This window comes from Cellulomonas edaphi, from assembly GCF_030362815.1.
In the GTDB taxonomy this organism is placed as follows: domain Bacteria; phylum Actinomycetota; class Actinomycetes; order Actinomycetales; family Cellulomonadaceae; genus Cellulomonas; species Cellulomonas edaphi.
This window is the reverse complement of sequence record NZ_JAUCGR010000004.1, coordinates 140,181-155,125: the sequence shown is the minus strand read 5'-3', so window position 1 is coordinate 155,125 and position 14,945 is coordinate 140,181. Positions and strand designations below refer to the sequence as shown.

At 74.1% G+C, this 14,945-nt stretch carries 12 protein-coding genes; 3 read left to right on the top strand and 9 right to left on the bottom strand.

The genetic code is table 11. From position 1 onward, the window contains the following. Positions 1–11: 11 nt before the first annotated feature. Genes QRT05_RS14285 through pdhA form a run of 3 tightly spaced genes read right to left on the bottom strand, consistent with a single transcriptional unit; the run spans position 12 to position 3,603 of the window. The gene (locus tag QRT05_RS14285) at positions 12–1,439 is read right to left on the bottom strand and encodes a dihydrolipoamide acetyltransferase family protein (RefSeq protein WP_289448008.1); all 1,428 of its coding nucleotides are present in this window, start codon (positions 1,437–1,439) and stop codon (positions 12–14) included. Further along, positions 1,436–2,443 (bottom strand): alpha-ketoacid dehydrogenase subunit beta, encoded by a 1,008-nt coding sequence (locus QRT05_RS14280; protein WP_289448007.1) that lies wholly within the window; start codon positions 2,441–2,443, stop codon positions 1,436–1,438. The genes QRT05_RS14285 and QRT05_RS14280 overlap by 4 nt, the downstream gene beginning before the upstream one ends. Beyond that, positions 2,443–3,603 carry a pyruvate dehydrogenase (acetyl-transferring) E1 component subunit alpha gene (pdhA, locus tag QRT05_RS14275; protein ID WP_289448005.1) on the bottom strand — a complete coding sequence of 387 codons (1,161 nt, stop codon included), beginning with the start codon at positions 3,601–3,603 and terminating at the stop codon, positions 2,443–2,445. The genes QRT05_RS14280 and pdhA overlap by 1 nt, the downstream gene beginning before the upstream one ends. Before the next feature lie 142 nt (positions 3,604–3,745). Here pdhA and QRT05_RS14270 point away from each other — a divergent pair, with 142 nt between their 5' ends. Next, on the top strand, positions 3,746–4,510 hold the full coding sequence (locus QRT05_RS14270) for a CoA transferase subunit A (protein ID WP_289448004.1): 765 nt from the start codon (positions 3,746–3,748) through the stop codon (positions 4,508–4,510). Continuing rightward, positions 4,507–5,205: a CoA transferase subunit B gene (locus QRT05_RS14265; RefSeq protein WP_289448003.1), complete on the top strand. Its 699-nt coding sequence runs from the start codon at positions 4,507–4,509 to the stop codon at positions 5,203–5,205. Before QRT05_RS14270 ends, QRT05_RS14265 begins: the two co-directional genes overlap by 4 nt. Position 5,206: 1 nt before the next feature. Here QRT05_RS14265 and QRT05_RS14260 read toward each other — a convergent pair whose 3' ends face one another. Then, positions 5,207–6,637, bottom strand: coding sequence for a glycoside hydrolase family 18 protein (locus QRT05_RS14260; RefSeq protein ID WP_289448002.1), 1,431 nt, complete (start codon positions 6,635–6,637; stop codon positions 5,207–5,209). A 224-nt stretch (positions 6,638–6,861) separates the two neighbouring features. Here QRT05_RS14260 and QRT05_RS14255 point away from each other — a divergent pair, with 224 nt between their 5' ends. Beyond that, positions 6,862–8,073, top strand: a complete 1,212-nt coding sequence (locus QRT05_RS14255; protein ID WP_289448001.1) for a GNAT family N-acetyltransferase — start codon at positions 6,862–6,864, stop codon at positions 8,071–8,073. On the opposite strand, the gene hutI is transcribed toward QRT05_RS14255, so the two are convergent. From hutI to hutH, 5 genes are read right to left on the bottom strand one after another with little or no spacing between them, the layout of a single operon-like run. After that, positions 8,070–9,212: an imidazolonepropionase gene (gene hutI, locus QRT05_RS14250; protein ID WP_289448000.1), complete on the bottom strand. Its 1,143-nt coding sequence runs from the start codon at positions 9,210–9,212 to the stop codon at positions 8,070–8,072. The two genes, QRT05_RS14255 and hutI, sit on opposite strands and share 4 nt — an antisense overlap. Then, complete coding sequence (locus QRT05_RS14245; protein ID WP_289447999.1) at positions 9,209–10,525, bottom strand: formimidoylglutamate deiminase; 1,317 nt, start codon at positions 10,523–10,525, stop codon at positions 9,209–9,211. The genes hutI and QRT05_RS14245 overlap by 4 nt, the downstream gene beginning before the upstream one ends. Then, positions 10,522–11,697, bottom strand: coding sequence for an allantoate amidohydrolase (locus tag QRT05_RS14240; RefSeq protein WP_289447998.1), 1,176 nt, complete (start codon positions 11,695–11,697; stop codon positions 10,522–10,524). Before QRT05_RS14240 ends, QRT05_RS14245 begins: the two co-directional genes overlap by 4 nt. Beyond that, complete coding sequence (gene hutU / locus QRT05_RS14235; protein ID WP_289447997.1) at positions 11,694–13,352, bottom strand: urocanate hydratase; 1,659 nt, start codon at positions 13,350–13,352, stop codon at positions 11,694–11,696. Before hutU ends, QRT05_RS14240 begins: the two co-directional genes overlap by 4 nt. Continuing rightward, the gene (gene hutH, locus QRT05_RS14230; RefSeq protein ID WP_289447996.1) at positions 13,349–14,878 is read right to left on the bottom strand and encodes a histidine ammonia-lyase; all 1,530 of its coding nucleotides are present in this window, start codon (positions 14,876–14,878) and stop codon (positions 13,349–13,351) included. Before hutH ends, hutU begins: the two co-directional genes overlap by 4 nt. Between the last annotated feature and the right edge of the window lie 67 nt (positions 14,879–14,945).

Here is a 14,945-nt window from a genome sequence, read left to right as displayed (position 1 = left end):
CGGCCCTTCGGTCACACCATCGTCAGCACCGACCCCGGCCGGGCGAGGATGCCGCCGACGTCCGCCAGGAAGCGGGCCGCCTCCGCGCCGTCGACGACGCGATGGTCGAACGACAGGCTGAGCGTCATGATCTGCCGCAGGGCGATCTCGTCCTGGAACTCCCAGGGCCGGCGTCGAACCGCACCCATCGCCAGGATCGCCGCCTGACCCGGCACCAGGATGGGCGTGCCCGTGTCGACGCCGAAGACGCCGATGTTGGTGACGGTGATCGTCCCGCCGGCCAGGTCGGCCGGCGTCGTCCTGCCCGCACGGGCCGCATCGGCCAGGGCGTCGATCGCGTCGGCCAGCTCGGCCAGGCGCAGGCAGTCGGCGTCCTTGATGCTCGGCACCAGCAGCCCGCGCGGCGTGGCGGCGGCGATGCCGAGGTGGACGTAGCCGAGCTCGACGATCTCCCCCGCGCGCTCGTCCCAACGCGCGTTGAGCGACGGGTTGCGGCCCAGGGCGAGCGTCATGGCCTTGGCGACGAGCGTGAGGATGGTCAGCCGGTGCCCGGCGAACGCGCGGTCGGCGCGCAGCTGGTCGAGCAGCTCCAGGCTCGGTGTGACGTCGACCGTGAGCGACGTCGAGGCGTGCGGAGCCGTGAAGGCGCTCGCCACCATGGCCGCGGCCGTCTGCCGGCGCACGCCCGCCACGGGGATCCTGCGCTCGCGGGCCGCCTCGGGCGCCGGGCGCTCGGCGGGTTGCGGGCGCGGGGTGCCACTCGCCGCCCGCGGGACGACCGGCGCCGTGCGGTCGGGCGCCACGGCGGTCCTGGCGCCGGTCCGGTCGCCGGTCCTGTCGCCCGAGACCACGTGTAGGACGTCCTCCCGGGTGATCAGGCCGTCCTTGCCCGTGCCCGCCACGCGGTTGAGGTCGACGCCGAGGTCGTGCGCCAGCTTGCGTACCGGGGGCAGCACGCGCGGCCCGGTCGGGCGGCCCGCGAGCGCGACGTGGACGGCCTCAGGCTCGGCGTGGGCCGCCGACCAGGCCGCTGACCGCGCACGCCGCCTCGGTCGCGCGGACGCCTCGACCAGCGGGCCGTAGCCCACGAGCACCGCGGTCCGCTCGGGGGCCGCGCTCGGCTCCTCGCTCGTCAGGGGCTCCGCGTGCTCCGCGTCGGTCGCGCCCGGCTCGGCCATCGCGGTCTCCGCGGCGACCGGCGCGTCGACCAGGATGGTCAGCAGCGGCGCCCCGACGGGCACCGTCGACCCGGCCTCGACCAGCAGCTCGGCCACCACGCCGGCGAACGGCGACGGCAGCTGGACCAGCGCCTTCGCGGTCTCCACCTCGGCCACCACCTGGTTGAGCGCGACCGTGTCGCCCACGGCCACCGTCCACTCGACCAGGTCGGACTCGGTCAGCCCCTCCCCCAGGTCCGGGAGCGTGATCGTCTGGATCATGACGCCCTCCATCCGGTCAGGGAGCTGGCTCTGCCCATCACCTGGTCGACCGCGTCCAGGAGCCGGTCCAGGTCGGGCAGGAAGTGGTCCTCGACCTTGGCGGCGGGATACGGGACGTCGAAGCCCGTCACGCGCAGGGGCGCCGCCTTGAGGACGTCGAAGCACCGCTCGACGATGCTCGCGGCGATCTCCGCGCCCAGCCCGCCGCTGCGCTGCGCCTCGTGCGTGACCACGAGCCGGCCGGTCTTGCGCACCGACGCCTCGAGCGTGTCGAGGTCCACGGGTGACAGCGAACGCAGATCCACGACCTCGATGGAGAGCCCCTCGTCCTGCGCTGCGAGCGCGGCGTCCCGGGCGGTCACGACGAGCGGCCCGTAGGCCGCCAGCGTGACGTCGGACCCGGGCACCACGACGCGGGCCCGGCCCAGGGGAAGCGGATCCCCCAGATCCTCGTCGACCTCGCCCTTGACCCAGTACCGGCGCTTGGGTTCGAGCAGCACCACGGGGTCGTCGCAGGCGATCGCCTGGCGGATCATCGTGTGCGCGTCCTGCGGGTTCGCGCACGTCACCACGCGCAGCCCGGGCGTGTGGGCGAAGTAGGCCTCGGGCGACTCCGAGTGGTGCTCGACCGCGCCGATGCCGCCGCCGAACGGCACGCGCACCGTCACGGGCATCCGGACGGCGCCGCCCGTGCGGTAGTGCACGCGGGCCACCTGCGTCACCAGCTGGTCGAGCGCGGGGTACACGAAGCCGTCGAACTGGATCTCCACGACCGGCCGGAACCCCCGGTACGCGAGCCCGACCGCGAGGCCCATCATCCCGGCCTCGGCGAGCGGGGCGTCCATGACCCGGTCGGGGCCGAAGTCGCGCTGCAGGCCGTCCGTCACGCGGAAGACGCCGCCCAGGCGGCCGATGTCCTCGCCCAGCAGCACCACGGTGTCGTCGTCGTCGAGCGCGCGCCGCAGGCCGGAGTTCAGCGCGCCGACCATCGTCATGGTGGTCATCACCGCTCACCGCCGGTGAACATCGCGAGGTACGCGGCGTGCTCGCTGCGCTGGCGCTCGAGCGTCGGGGACGACTCCACGAACACGTGGTCGAACAGGCTCATCGGATCGGGGTCCGGCAGGCCGTAGCAGCCCTCGCGCATCTCGGCGGCGAACGCGTCGGCCGTCGCCGTGATCTCCCGCGCGCGCTCGTCGGACCACGCGCCACGCGCGCGCAGCAGCCGCTCGACGCGGGCGATCGGGTCCTTGGCCGCCCACCGCGCCGCGTCGGGCGGGTCGACGTACCGGGTCGGGTCGTCGGAGGTCGTGTGCGGGCCCATGCGGTACGTCACCGCCTCGATGAACGTCGGGCCGTCGCCGCGCCGGGCGCGGTCGAGCGCGATGCGGGTGGCCGCCATGACGGCGAGGACGTCGTTGCCGTCGACCCGCATGCTGGGGATGCCCATGCCGGGCGCCCGGTCGGCGACGGGCCGCTGCGCCTGCAGGCCGACCGGCTCGGAGATCGCCCACTGGTTGTTCTGGCAGAAGAAGATGACGGGCGCCGCGAGGCTCGCCGCGAAGACCATCGCCTCGTGCACGTCGCCCTTGCTGGTGGCGCCGTCGCCGAAGTAGGCGATGGCGACCGAGTCGGTGCCGGCCTTGGCGCACCCCACGGCGTAACCGGTCGCGTGCAGCGACTGCGCGCCCACCATCACCTGGGGCGTCGCCATCCCGATGCTGCGCGGGTCCCAGCCGGTCAGCGCCGTGCCGCGCCACACCCGCACCAGGTCCACGGGCCGCGCGCCCCGGCAGTACGCGACGGCGTTCTCCCGGTAGCTGGTGAACACGAAGTCGTCGGCGCGCAGCGCGCGGGCCGACCCCACCTGCGCGGCCTCCTGGCCCAGCAGGGGTGGCCACAGCCCGAGCTGCCCCTGCCGTTGCAGGGCGACCGCCTCGGTGTCGAACCGGCGGACCACCACCATGTCCTCGTAGAGGGCCGTGAGCCGCTCGTCGTCGACGTCCGCGACCACCGCGTCGTACGCGGGCTCCTCGCGGCGCACGCCGTCGGGCGTCACGAGCTGCACGGGGTCGTCGGCCCGCGGGGGCGGGCTGGACGGGGTCTTGCTGGACGGGGTCTTGCTCGACCGGGCACGCCCGGGTGACACATCTGAACGCAACATGTTTCGCTCCGTCTGGTGGCGGAGCCGTCGCTCTTGTGAAGCTAGGCCCCATTGCCTGATGTCCCGCCAACGTAGCCCCGCACCTGTCTCGGCGCGAGCCTCGACACGGCGGAGCACAATGACCTCGTCGAAGGAGGCAGTGATGGACAAGGTCGTCCAGTCCGCCGTCGAGGCGGTAGCCGACATCCCCGACGGGGCGACCCTCGCGGTCGGTGGGTTCGGCTTGTGCGGTATCCCGAGCGTGCTGATCCACGCTCTGCTCGAGTCCGGCGTCACGGACCTGGAGGTGGTGAGCAACAACTGCGGCGTGGACGACTGGGGGCTCGGGCTGCTGCTGCAGGCCGGGCGCATCCGGCGCATCATCGCCTCCTACGTGGGCGAGAACAAGGAGTTCGCGCGGCAGTACCTGGCCGGCGAGCTCGAGGTCGAGCTGACGCCGCAGGGCACGCTCGCCGAGCGCCTCCGCGCCGGGGGCAGTGGCATCGCCGCGTTCTACACGCGCACGGGCGTGGGGACGCTGGTCGCCTCGGGCGGACTGCCGTGGCGGTACGCCGACGACGGCTCCGTGCTCGTCTCCTCGCCGCCCAAGCCGGTGGAGACGTTCGCGGTGCGCGGCGTCGAGCACGAGTTCGTCCGGGAGACGGCGATCACGGCGGACTACGCGCTGGTGCGGGCCACCGCGGGCGACCGCCTGGGCAACCTGGTGTTCCACGCGTCGGCCCGCAACTTCAACCCGCTGTGCGCCGCGGCCGGAGCGGTGACCATCGCCGAGGTCGAGACGCTCGCGCCCGTCGGCTCCCTCGACCCGGACGCGATCCACCTGCCGGGCATCTTCGTCGACCGGGTCGTGGCGCTGTCGCCCGACGAGGCGGCGGACAAGCGGATCGAGCGGAGGACGGTCTCGTGAGCCTGACGCGGGAGCACATGGCGCGCAGGGCGGCGCTCGAGCTGGTCGACGGCTCGTACGTGAACCTCGGCATCGGCCTGCCCACGCTCGTGCCCAACTACGTCCCGGCGGGCGTCGAGCTGGTGCTGCAGTCGGAGAACGGCGTGCTCGGCACAGGCCCGTACCCGTCGTCGGCGGACGTCGACCCCGACCTGATCAACGCGGGCAAGGAGACCATCACGGTCGCCCCCGGCGCCTCGTTCTTCGACTCGGCGCTGTCGTTCGCGATGATCCGCGGGGGCAAGGTGGACGTCGCGATCCTCGGGGCGATGCAGGTGTCGTCGGGCGGGGACATCGCCAACTGGATGATCCCCGGCAAGATGGTCAAGGGCATGGGCGGCGCGATGGACCTGGTCCACGGCGCACGGCGCATCGTGGTGCTCATGGAGCACGTGGCCCGCGACGGGTCGGCGAAGATCCTGCCGCAGTGCACGCTGCCGCTGACCGGGGTCGGCGTCGTCGACCGGGTCATCACCGACCTCGCGGTGCTCGACGTGACGCCCGACGGCCTGGTGCTGCGCGAGTGCGCCCCCGGTATCTCGGTCGCCGACGTGCAGGCGGCCACCACCCTGGTGCCGCTGCGGGTGGCGCCCGACGTCCGGGAGATGGAGCTGGGTGGGGCCGACCCGGTCGGTTCGGCCCCACCCGTTCCGTGAGCTACTTCAGCAGCGGCGACAGCGCGCTGATCAGCGCGTGGTCGTTCGAGTCCTGGCTGATCTCCCACGCCATCGCGCCGCGCAGGTTCAGGGCCTTGATCAGCGTGGTCCGCTCGCCGATCGACCGCGGGCTGGAGTAGGCGATCACGGTCGGCACGGTCGCGGCGCCGGTGGTCAGGTTGGGGTGCTCCGCGGCCGGGTTGAAGAGGTAGGGCTCACCCGCGAGCGGGTTCCAGAAGGCCGTGTAGCCCGCTCCGCCCACGGTGCCCGCCGAGTTCACGTACCCGCCCTCGTCCACCAGGGCGTGGTACGTGGGCTGCGGAGCGACGTCGACGACCAGCGAGTTCGAGTCCGTGCCGGTGTTGTCGAACGCCGAGTACAGGCCGTTGTTCTTCGTCGAGGTGCGCAGGTACTGCTGCGCGTAGAACGGGACGCCCACCACGATCTTGTTCGCGGGCACGCCGTGCAGCAGGTAGTACGCCACGGTCCCGGCCGTGTTCCAGGTCGGGTTCTGGTGGTTCGGATCGCGCGGGTCAGGCGTGAAGAGCGTGTTGTGCGCCGCCACGGGACCGCTCGCGACGTTGAAGTCGTACGTCATCACGTTGTCCCAGTCGAAGTACTTGGAGATCTGCTTGAGCTCGAAGTACTTCGTCGCGCTCGTCGCCGCCGGGAGGGCCGCGGTGAGCAGGTAGTGCTTCCCCGTGGTCTTGCCGTAGGCGTCGAGCTGGCGGCGGAACTCGGCGGCGAGCAGCGTCGCGTTGTGCCGGTCGGCCGGCCCCGGGTTCACGTTCCCGTCGGCCACCTGGGTGGGGTACTCCCAGTCGATGTCGATGCCGTCGAAGATGCCGGCCGCCGCGCCCGGGCCGCCCGCGCCCTCGGGCCAGCCGCCGGCGGGGAGGTTGCCCTTGATGAACGTGTCGATGCACGACGACACGAAGTCCCGACGCAGCTGCGGGGTCGAGGCCAGCGTGGAGAACCACGTCGACTTGGTCCAGCCGCCGAGGGAGATCTCGACCTTGAGGTGCGGGTTGGCGGCCTTGAGCTTGCGGAGCTGGTTGAAGTTGCCGAACAGGTGCTGGTCGGGGTTGCTCGGGTCGTCGGCGACGCCGTCCACGGTGTTCTCGCCGCCCCAGTAGACCTGCTGGTAGTCGGCCCAGGGGTCGAGCACGTCGCAGCTGGCCTTGCCCGTCGCCGGGTCGTAGCCCGGCACGCCGAACGCGTACTGGATGACGTTCAGCTTCGTCGCCGGGATGTCCTTGACGTAGTAGCCGCGACCGTAAACGTCCCAGTCGGCGAAGTAGGCGGTCACCACCTTGCTGGGCCCGTCGGGTGCGGGTTTCGGCGCGGCCTGCGCGGACTGCGGGACGACGAGGGCCACGGTCGCGCCGAGGGCGACCGCGGCCAGCATGGACAACCGGCGGGGACGGAGCATGGGGGTTCTCCCTGACGCTGGATTAGTAAGTATCCCTGCGTTATTGCAGTACCCCCACGATATGGCCCGCTGTCCGATTCGTGTCAAGAGTCCGGTTCGCGCGTCGTCGCCCCCCGCTACGCCGGACGGTCGGCGCCTCCTCCCTTGCGGTGCTCCATTCCCGCGCAACACACTGGCTGCAGCCCCCGGGCACCGTGGCCGGGGCCACTCGCGGAGGCGATCGGATGGGTGACCTCGACCTGGGCCCGTCGCAGTACATCGCCGCCCTGGCCCTCGTGGCGTCCGCCGTGTCGCTCGTGCTCTCGTGGCGCGCGGGGCGGCGCACCGCGCGCATCACCACCTACCGCAGCGCGACCGACCTGGTGCTCGACATCGACCGGATCTTCATCTCCAACCCGCAGCTGCGCCCCTACTTCTACGACGGCGTGGACGTCGACGACCAGGCGGACGACTCGAACCAGATCGCGGCCGTCGCCGAGTTCATGCTCGACTGCTACGAGTGCATCTGGGACATCCGCGGCACGTTCTCGCCCGAGGACCGGCGCTCGTGGGGGTGCTTCGTCCTGGACATGCTCGACGCGTCGCCCTCGCTGACGCGCATGTACGGCGAGCGCAGCGTGCAGGACTGGTACCCCGCGCTGGACAACCTCATGGCGGCGGAGAGGTCGGGCCAGCTCCGCCCCGCCGCCTCCCCGACCGCGGCGGTGCCGATGGCCCCCGAGGCCGACCTCGAGCTCGTCCCGCTCGGCGCCGCCACGGCGCGCCAGGTGTGGGAGTTCCACGACGCGTTGCTGGCGCGCACGTTCCCCGCCGACGAGCTCGAGTCCTTCGAGGAGCTCGCGCGCTCGCTGGGCGACGGGACGGGTGGCACTCTCGCGCTCGACGACGGCCGGGTGGTGGGCGGCGTGGTCGACGAGCGGTACAACGACGCGCGCGTCCGGCTCCTCAGCTACCTCGTGGTCGACCCGAGCACGCGCGGCCACGGCCTGGGTGCGCGGCTGGTGCACCTCAGCGTCGCGGGCGCGCAGGGTGCGCTCGTCGTCGGCGAGATCGAGGACCCGCGTCGGTGGCCGACGACCGCCACGAGCGACCCGGCCGCGCGCGTGCGCTTCTGGGCGAGGCTGGGCTGCCGGGTGCTGCCCCTGCCGTACGTGCAGCCCCGCCTCGCGCCGGGCGGCGACCGGGTGCGGCACCTGCTGCTCGTCGTCATCCCGCCCGAGGGCGACGCCGCGCCGGAGTCCGTTCCCGGGCCGACGGTGGCGGCGTTCCTGCGGGAGTACTTCTGCGTGACCGAGGGGGTCGAGCCCGAGGACGACGAGTACCGCGGACTCGTCGACCGGTGCGCGGTGCCCTCGCTCCGTTTGTGGCCGCTCGACGAGCTCGATGCCGCCCTGCCGCTGGAGCAGGAATCCGGGCTCGAGCACCGGGCCGGCTAGAGCACCATTCCGCGCGCGATCGGGACGCCCGGCCGGTAGGCCAGGTGCCGGTGGCTCGGGGCGTCGAGCACCGCCAGGTGGGCGCGCGCGCCCACGCGCAGGTGGCCGAGGTCGTCGCGCCGCAGAGCCCGGGCGCCGCCGAGGGTGGCCGCGCGCACCGCCTCGGCGGATGTCATCCCCATCTCCCGCACCGCGAGGGCGATCATCAGCGGCATCGACGTCGAGAAGCACGTCCCCGGGTTGCAGTCGCTCGCCAGCGCGACCTCCACGCCCGCGTCCAGGAGCCTGCGCGCATCGGGGTACGGGGACCGGGTCGAGAACTCGACCCCGGGCAGCAGGGTCGCGACGGTGTCGCCCTCGGCGAGCGCCGCGACGTCGGTGTCCCCGAGGAACGTGCAGTGGTCGACGCTGGCCGCCCCCAGCTCGACCGCCAGCCGGACCCCGGGTCCCGGGCCCAGCTGGTTGCCGTGCACCCGCAGGCCCAGGCCCGCGTCGCGGGCGGCGCCCAGCACGGCACGCGCCTCGTCGCCGTCGAAGGCCACGGGCGAGCCGGGCTCGCAGAAGACGTCGGCCCAGCGCGCGTGCGGGGCGCACGCGGCGAGCATCGGCCCCGTGACCAGTGCGAGGTAGTCCCCGCGGTCGATACCCGGCGGCACGACGTGCGCCCCGAGGAACGTCGTCTCGTCGGTGACCTCGCGCGCAAGCCTCAGCAGCCGGCGCTCGTGCTCGACGTCCAGGCCGTAGCCGCTCTTGATCTCGAGGGTGGTCGTGCCCTGCGCGCGCGCCTCGTCGGCGAGGGCCCGCAGGCGCGCCCGGAGCTCGTCGTCCGAGGCCGCCCGGGTGGCCGCGACCGTCGTTGCGATGCCGCCGCCGGTGTACGGGGTGCCGGCCATCCGCGCCTCGAACTCGGCGCTGCGGTCGCCGGCGAACACGAGGTGCGTGTGGGAGTCGACGAAGCCCGGGACCACCGCCGCGCCACCCAGGTCGGTGGCGCGGTCGGCGGGCGGGGCGTCGGCCGCGCGCCCGACCCAGACCACGCGGCCGTCCTCCGCGACCAGCGCCGCGTCCTGCAGCGGGCCGCCCCAGCGCTCGTCGTGCGTGACCAGCTCGCCGATCCCCGTGACCAGGTGCGACGTCATCGGGTCCCCTCCCACGCGGCGTCGATCGCCCTGCCCAGCATGGCCCCCACGTCGCCCAGTACGTGGCGGCCGCCCTCGACCCGCAGCACCCCGTCCACCACGACGGTGTCCACGTCGGCGGAGCCCGCGACCATGACGAGCTGCGCGGGGTCGGCGCCCGCGGTGCGGGGCGTGTCGGTGCGGACCGCGACGAGGTCCGCGGGTCCCCCGGGCGCGAGGCGACCGCCCGTGGGGTCGCCCAGGCTCGCGCGCCCGCCGCGCGTCAGCAGCTCGACGAGCTCGGCCGGCGTCAGGACGCCGCGTGTCTCCCCCGCGAGGCGCTCGTGCAGCTCGACCGACCGCGCCTCGGCGAGCAGGTCGGTGCGCACGTGCTGGTCGCTGCCCACCGACAGGCGTGCGCCCGCGGCGCGCATCGCAGCCCCCGGGGCCATCCCGTCGCCCAGGTCCTGCTCGGTGGAGGGGCACAGGCACACCCCGGTGCGGGTGGAGCCGAGCGCCGCCACGTCGTCGGGATCGAGGTGCACCGCGTGGACGGCGGTCGTCGCCGGGCCGAGCGCGCCCGCGTCGGCCAGCAGCCGCGTGGGCGTGGCTCCGAAGGCGGCCAGGGCCTGCTCGTTCTCCAGGCGCTGCTCGGACAGGTGGACGTGCAGCGGCCGGCCCGCGGCCGCGGCGGCGATGCGCGCAAGGTCGTCGAGCGGAACGGCGCGCACGGAGTGGATCGCGGCCCCCACGGTGAGGGTGTCGTCGGGGCGGATGGCGGCCACGCGGGCGGCCCACGCGTCGGCGTCGGCGTCCCCGAACCGCAGCTGCGCGCCCTGCAGAGGAGTGCCGATGCCACCGGCGAGGTACGCGGTGTCCAGCAGCGTGACGCGCAGGCCGGCGTCGCGGGCCGCCTGCCGCAGGGCCTCGGCCATGACGTTCGGGTCGTCGTAGCGCGCGCCCCCGGGCGCGTGGTGCAGGTAGTGGAACTCCCCCACCGCCGTGACCCCCGCGAGCACCATCTCGGCGTAGGTCGCGCGCGCCAGGTCGAGGTACGCGTCGGGCGTGAGGGTGTCCGCGAGCGCGTACATCTGCTCGCGCCAGGTCCAGAAGCTGCCGCCACCGCCGTGCGTGCGGCCGCGCAGCGCGCGGTGGAAGGCGTGCGAGTGGGCGTTGGCGAAGCCGGGCAGCACCACGCCGGGAAGCCGGTGGTCGCCGGGCTCGGCCGGGGTGCCCGCGGTGACCGTCGCGAACCGCCCCTGGTCGACGACGAACCGCACGTCGTCGGCGAGGCCCTCCGGGAGCCACGCGCGCGCCGCCCAGTACGCGCTCACGCCAGCAGCCGTTCCAGGGCTGCCGCGAGCGCGTCGATGCCGGCCAGGCAGTCGGCCTCGTCGGCGTCCTCGGTGGGGGCGTGCGAGACACCGGTCGGGTTGCGCACGAACAGCATCGCCGTGGGGATGCCCGCCGCGGCGAGGATGCCGGCGTCGTGGCCCGCGCCCGTGCTCAGCCGCGGCGAGCCGCCGAGCACGCCGGAGACGGCGCCGGCGACCGTGTCGGCGAGGTCGGCGTCGAGCACCGTGGCCGGGGTCCAGGACTCCTGCGCGGGCGCGTAGTCCGCGAGCGCGGCGAGCACGGCGTCGACCGCGTCGGCGGACTCGGCGCGAACGTCGAGCCACGCGGTGACCTGCGACGGGATGGCGTTGACGCCGTTGGGGTCCACGCGCACCTTGCCCACGGTCGCGAGCGCGCCGTGCTGCTGCGCGGCCTCGCGCGCGTGCCCGACGAACGCCGCGAGGTCGAGCATCGGGTCGCGCCGGTCAGCCAGGGGCGTGGTGCCCGCGTGGTTCGCCTCGCCGCGCAGCTCGACCCGCCAGCGTCCGTGCGGCCAGATCATCCGCCCCACACCCACGGGATCGTCGCCGTGCACCAGGCCGCGGCCCTGCTCGACATGCAGCTCGACGAACGCCGCGACCCGCCGCAGCGCCTCGTCGTCCGGCCCGAGCGTCCCCGGGTCCCGGCCCGCCGCGCGCCACGCGTCGGCCATCGTGACCCCGTCGGCGTCGCGTAGTCCGAGTGCGCGGTCGGCGTCGAGCACCCCCGTGATCAGCCGAGAGCCGGCGCACGCGACACCGAAGCGGGCGCCTTCCTCGTCGACGAAGTTCGCGATGCCCAGCGGGCGCCGCGGGGTGACCCCGCGCTCCCGCAGCTGGTCGAGCGCGGCGAAGGCGCTGACCACCCCCAGCGGCCCGTCGAACGCGCCGCCGCCCGGCACCGAGTCCAGGTGGCTGCCGGTCACGACCCCCGGCGTCGCGTCGGGATCGCCCCACCACGCCCACTGGTTGCCCGCGCGGTCGGTCATCAGGTCCAGGCCCCGCGACGACGCCTCCCCCGCAAACCACTCGCGCAGGGTGTGGTCCTCCGCGGTCCACGCGAACCTGCGGTACCCACCGTCGTCGGCCCGGCCCACGGGAGCCAGGTCGGCCCAGGTGCTCGCGAAGCTCACGAGCCCTCCCGCATGGGCACGCGCAGCCCGTGGTCCGCCGCAACCTCGTCGGCGCGCGCGTACCCCGCGTCGACGTGCCGCAGGACGCCCATGGCGGGGTCGTTCGACAGCACGCGCGCGAGCTTGCGCGCGGCCAGGTCGGTGCCGTCGGCCACGGACACCTGCCCCGCATGGATCGAGCGGCCCATCCCGACGCCGCCGCCGTGGTGGATCGACACCCACGTGGCGCCGGACGAGGCGGCGACCAGCGCGTTGAGCAGCGGCCAGTCGGCGATCGCGTCGGACCCGTCGGCCATGCCCTCGGTCTCGCGGTAGGGCGACGCCACCGAACCCGCGTCGAGGTGGTCGCGCCCGATGACGAGCGGCGCACTGACCTCCCCCGAGGCGACCAGCTCGTTGAACCGCAGCCCGGCGCGGTCCCGCTCGCCGTGCCCGAGCCAGCAGATGCGCGCGGGCAGCCCCTGGAACGCGACCCGATCCTGGGCCGCGCGGATCCAGCGGCGGAGGTGCGCGTTCTCGGGGAACAGGTCGAGCACGGCCTCGTCGGTGACGGCGATGTCCCGCGGGTCGCCCGACAGGGCCGCCCAGCGGAACGGGCCCTTGCCCTCGGCGAACAGCGGCCGGATGTACGCGGGGACGAATCCCGGGAAGTCGAACGCCCGCTCGTAGCCGCCCTGGCGGGCCTCGTCGCGGATCGAGTTGCCGTAGTCGAACACCTCCGCACCCGCGTCCTGGAAGCCGACCATCGCCTCCACGTGCCGCGCCATCGACTCGCGCGCGCGGTCGGTGAACTCCTCGGGCTTGGCCGCCGCGTAGTCCGCCCAGTCAGCCACGTCGACACCGACGGGCAGGTAGGACAGCGGGTCGTGCGCGGAGGTCTGGTCGGTCACCACGTCCACCTCGACGCCCCGGCGCAGCAGCTCGGGCAGCACCTCGGCGCTGTTGCCGACGACGCCCACGGACAGCGCCTCCCGGGCCTGCTTCGCCGCGGTGACCAGGGTGATCGCCTCGTCGAGGCTGCCGGCCACCTGGTCGAGGTAGCGCTCGCGCACGCGCCGGTGCAGCCGCTCGCCGTCGACGTCCACGATGAGGCAGGCGCCGCCGTTGAGCGTCACCGCGAGCGGCTGCGCGCCGCCCATGCCGCCGCACCCGCCGGTCACCGTCAGCGTGCCGGCCAGCGTCCCGCCGAACCGGCTCGCCGCGACGGCGGCCAGTGTCTCGTACGTGCCCTGCAGGATCCCCTGCGTGCCGATGTAGATCCACGACCCGGCGGTCATCTGCCCGTACATGGTCAGCCCCAGCTGCTCGAGCCGCCGAAACTCGGGCCAGGTCGCCCAGTCGCCCACGAGGTTCGAGTTGGCGATGAGCACGCGCGGAGCCCATTCGTGCGTGGTGAGCACGCCGACGGGCTTGCCCGACTGCACCAGGAGCGTCTCGTCCTCGCCGAGCGTGCTCAGCGTGCGGACGATCGCGTCGTACGCGTCCCACGACCGCGCCGCCCGACCGGTTCCGCCGTACACGACGAGGTCGTCCGGGCGCTCGGCCACCTCGGCGTCGAGGTTGTTCATGAGCATGCGCAGCGGGGCCTCGGTCTGCCAGCTGCGCGCGGTCAGGGTGGTGCCGCGCGGCGCGCGGACGGGGCGGGGACCATTCACAACGAGGCTCCTGTCAGTGCGGCGTCGGCGACCGCGCCCTCGCGGACGGCGTCGGCGGCGGTCTCGAGATCGGGCGAGAGGTAGGTGTCCGGCCCGGGACCGGGGATGCCGCGCGCGCGGAGCAGGTCGCGGACAGCGCCCGTCGCCGGGGACGGCTGCAGCGGCGCCCGCAGGTCGATCGCGCGCGCCGCCGTGAGGACCTCGATGCCGAGCACGCGGGCCAGCGCGTCGATCGAACGGCGGAGCTTGCGGGCCGCGTGCCACCCCATCGAGACGTGGTCCTCCTGCATCGCCGACGACGGGATCGAGTCGACGCTCGCCGGCACCGCCAGCCGCTTGAGCTCCGAGACGAGTCCCGCGGCCGTGTACTGCGCGATCATCAGCCCGGAGTCGACGCCCGGGTCGTGCGCGAGGAACGGCGGCAGCCCGTGGTTGCGCGCGACGTCGAGGAAGCGGTCCGTGCGGCGCTCGGACATGCTCGCGACGTCGGCCACGGCGATCGCGAGGAAGTCGAGCACGTAGGCGACCGGTGCGCCGTGGAAGTTGCCGTTGGACTCGACGCGTCCGTCGGGCGTGATGACGGGGTTGTCGATGGCGGCCGCGAGCTCGCGCTCGGCGACCACCCGGGCGTGCGCGAGCGTGTCGCGCGCCGCGCCGTGCACCTGCGGGGCGCACCGCAGCGAGTAGGCGTCCTGCACGCGCGTGCAGTCCGGCGTCTTGTGGCTCGCCATGATCCCCGACCCCTCGAGGACGGCCCGGATGGTGGCGGCCGAGGCGGCCTGCCCGGGGTGCGGCCGCAGCACCTGGAGGTCGTCGGCGAACACCGCATCGGTGCCGAGCAGCGACTCGACGGACATCGCGGCGGCCACGTCGGCGGTGGTCAGGAGCAGGTCGAGGTCGTGCAGCGCGAGCGTGAGCATGCCGAGCATGCCGTCGGTCCCGTTGATGAGGGCGAGCCCCTCCTTCTCGGTCAGGGTCACGGGCGTCAGCCCGGCCTGGCCCGGCGTCATGCGCGCTCCGGCCGCGTCCCGCACCTCGCCCTCGCCCATCAGCGCGAGCGCGCAGTGGGCCAGCGGGGCGAGATCGCCCGAGCAGCCCAGCGATCCGTACTCGCGCACGATCGGCGTCACGCCCGCGTCGATCATCGCGGCGTACGCGGCGGCCACCTCCGCGCGGACGCCGGTGCGGCCGGTCGCGAGCGTCGACAGCCGCAGCAGCATGAGGGCCCGGACCACCTCGCGCTCGACCTCGGGCCCGGTGCTCGCCGCGTGCGACCGGACGAGGCTGCGCTGCAGGTCGCGCCGCCGCTCGGCCGGGATCGACACGGTGGCCAGGGCGCCGAAGCCGGTGGAGATGCCGTAGTGCGGCTGGGTGTCGGCGGCCAGCCGGTCGACGACGTCGCGGCCCTGCTCCATGGCCGCTCGCGCCTCGTCGGACAGCTGCACTCTTGCGCCGTGCCGCGCCACGGCGACGATCTCGTCGACGGCGACCGGGCCGGTGCCCACGACGACTGTGGTGGTCTGCATGGTTCATGACACCGCCGGTGGAGCACCCGCGCGAAGACCGCGTCGAGCGATACTGTCTGGGATCTCA

Coding starts and splice junctions, on each gene's coding strand:
- pdhA (WP_289448005.1), bottom strand. CDS start 3,603: ATGTTGCGTTCAGATGTGTCACCCGGGCGTGCCCGGTCGAGCAAGACC.
- hutI (WP_289448000.1), bottom strand. CDS start 9,212: ATGACGTCGCACCTGGTCACGGGGATCGGCGAGCTGGTCACGCACGAC.
- QRT05_RS14270 (WP_289448004.1), top strand. CDS start 3,746: ATGGACAAGGTCGTCCAGTCCGCCGTCGAGGCGGTAGCCGACATCCCC.
- QRT05_RS14260 (WP_289448002.1), bottom strand. CDS start 6,637: ATGCTCCGTCCCCGCCGGTTGTCCATGCTGGCCGCGGTCGCCCTCGGC.
- hutH (WP_289447996.1), bottom strand. CDS start 14,878: ATGCAGACCACCACAGTCGTCGTGGGCACCGGCCCGGTCGCCGTCGAC.
- QRT05_RS14285 (WP_289448008.1), bottom strand. CDS start 1,439: ATGATCCAGACGATCACGCTCCCGGACCTGGGGGAGGGGCTGACCGAG.
- QRT05_RS14280 (WP_289448007.1), bottom strand. CDS start 2,443: ATGACCACCATGACGATGGTCGGCGCGCTGAACTCCGGCCTGCGGCGC.
- QRT05_RS14255 (WP_289448001.1), top strand. CDS start 6,862: ATGGGTGACCTCGACCTGGGCCCGTCGCAGTACATCGCCGCCCTGGCC.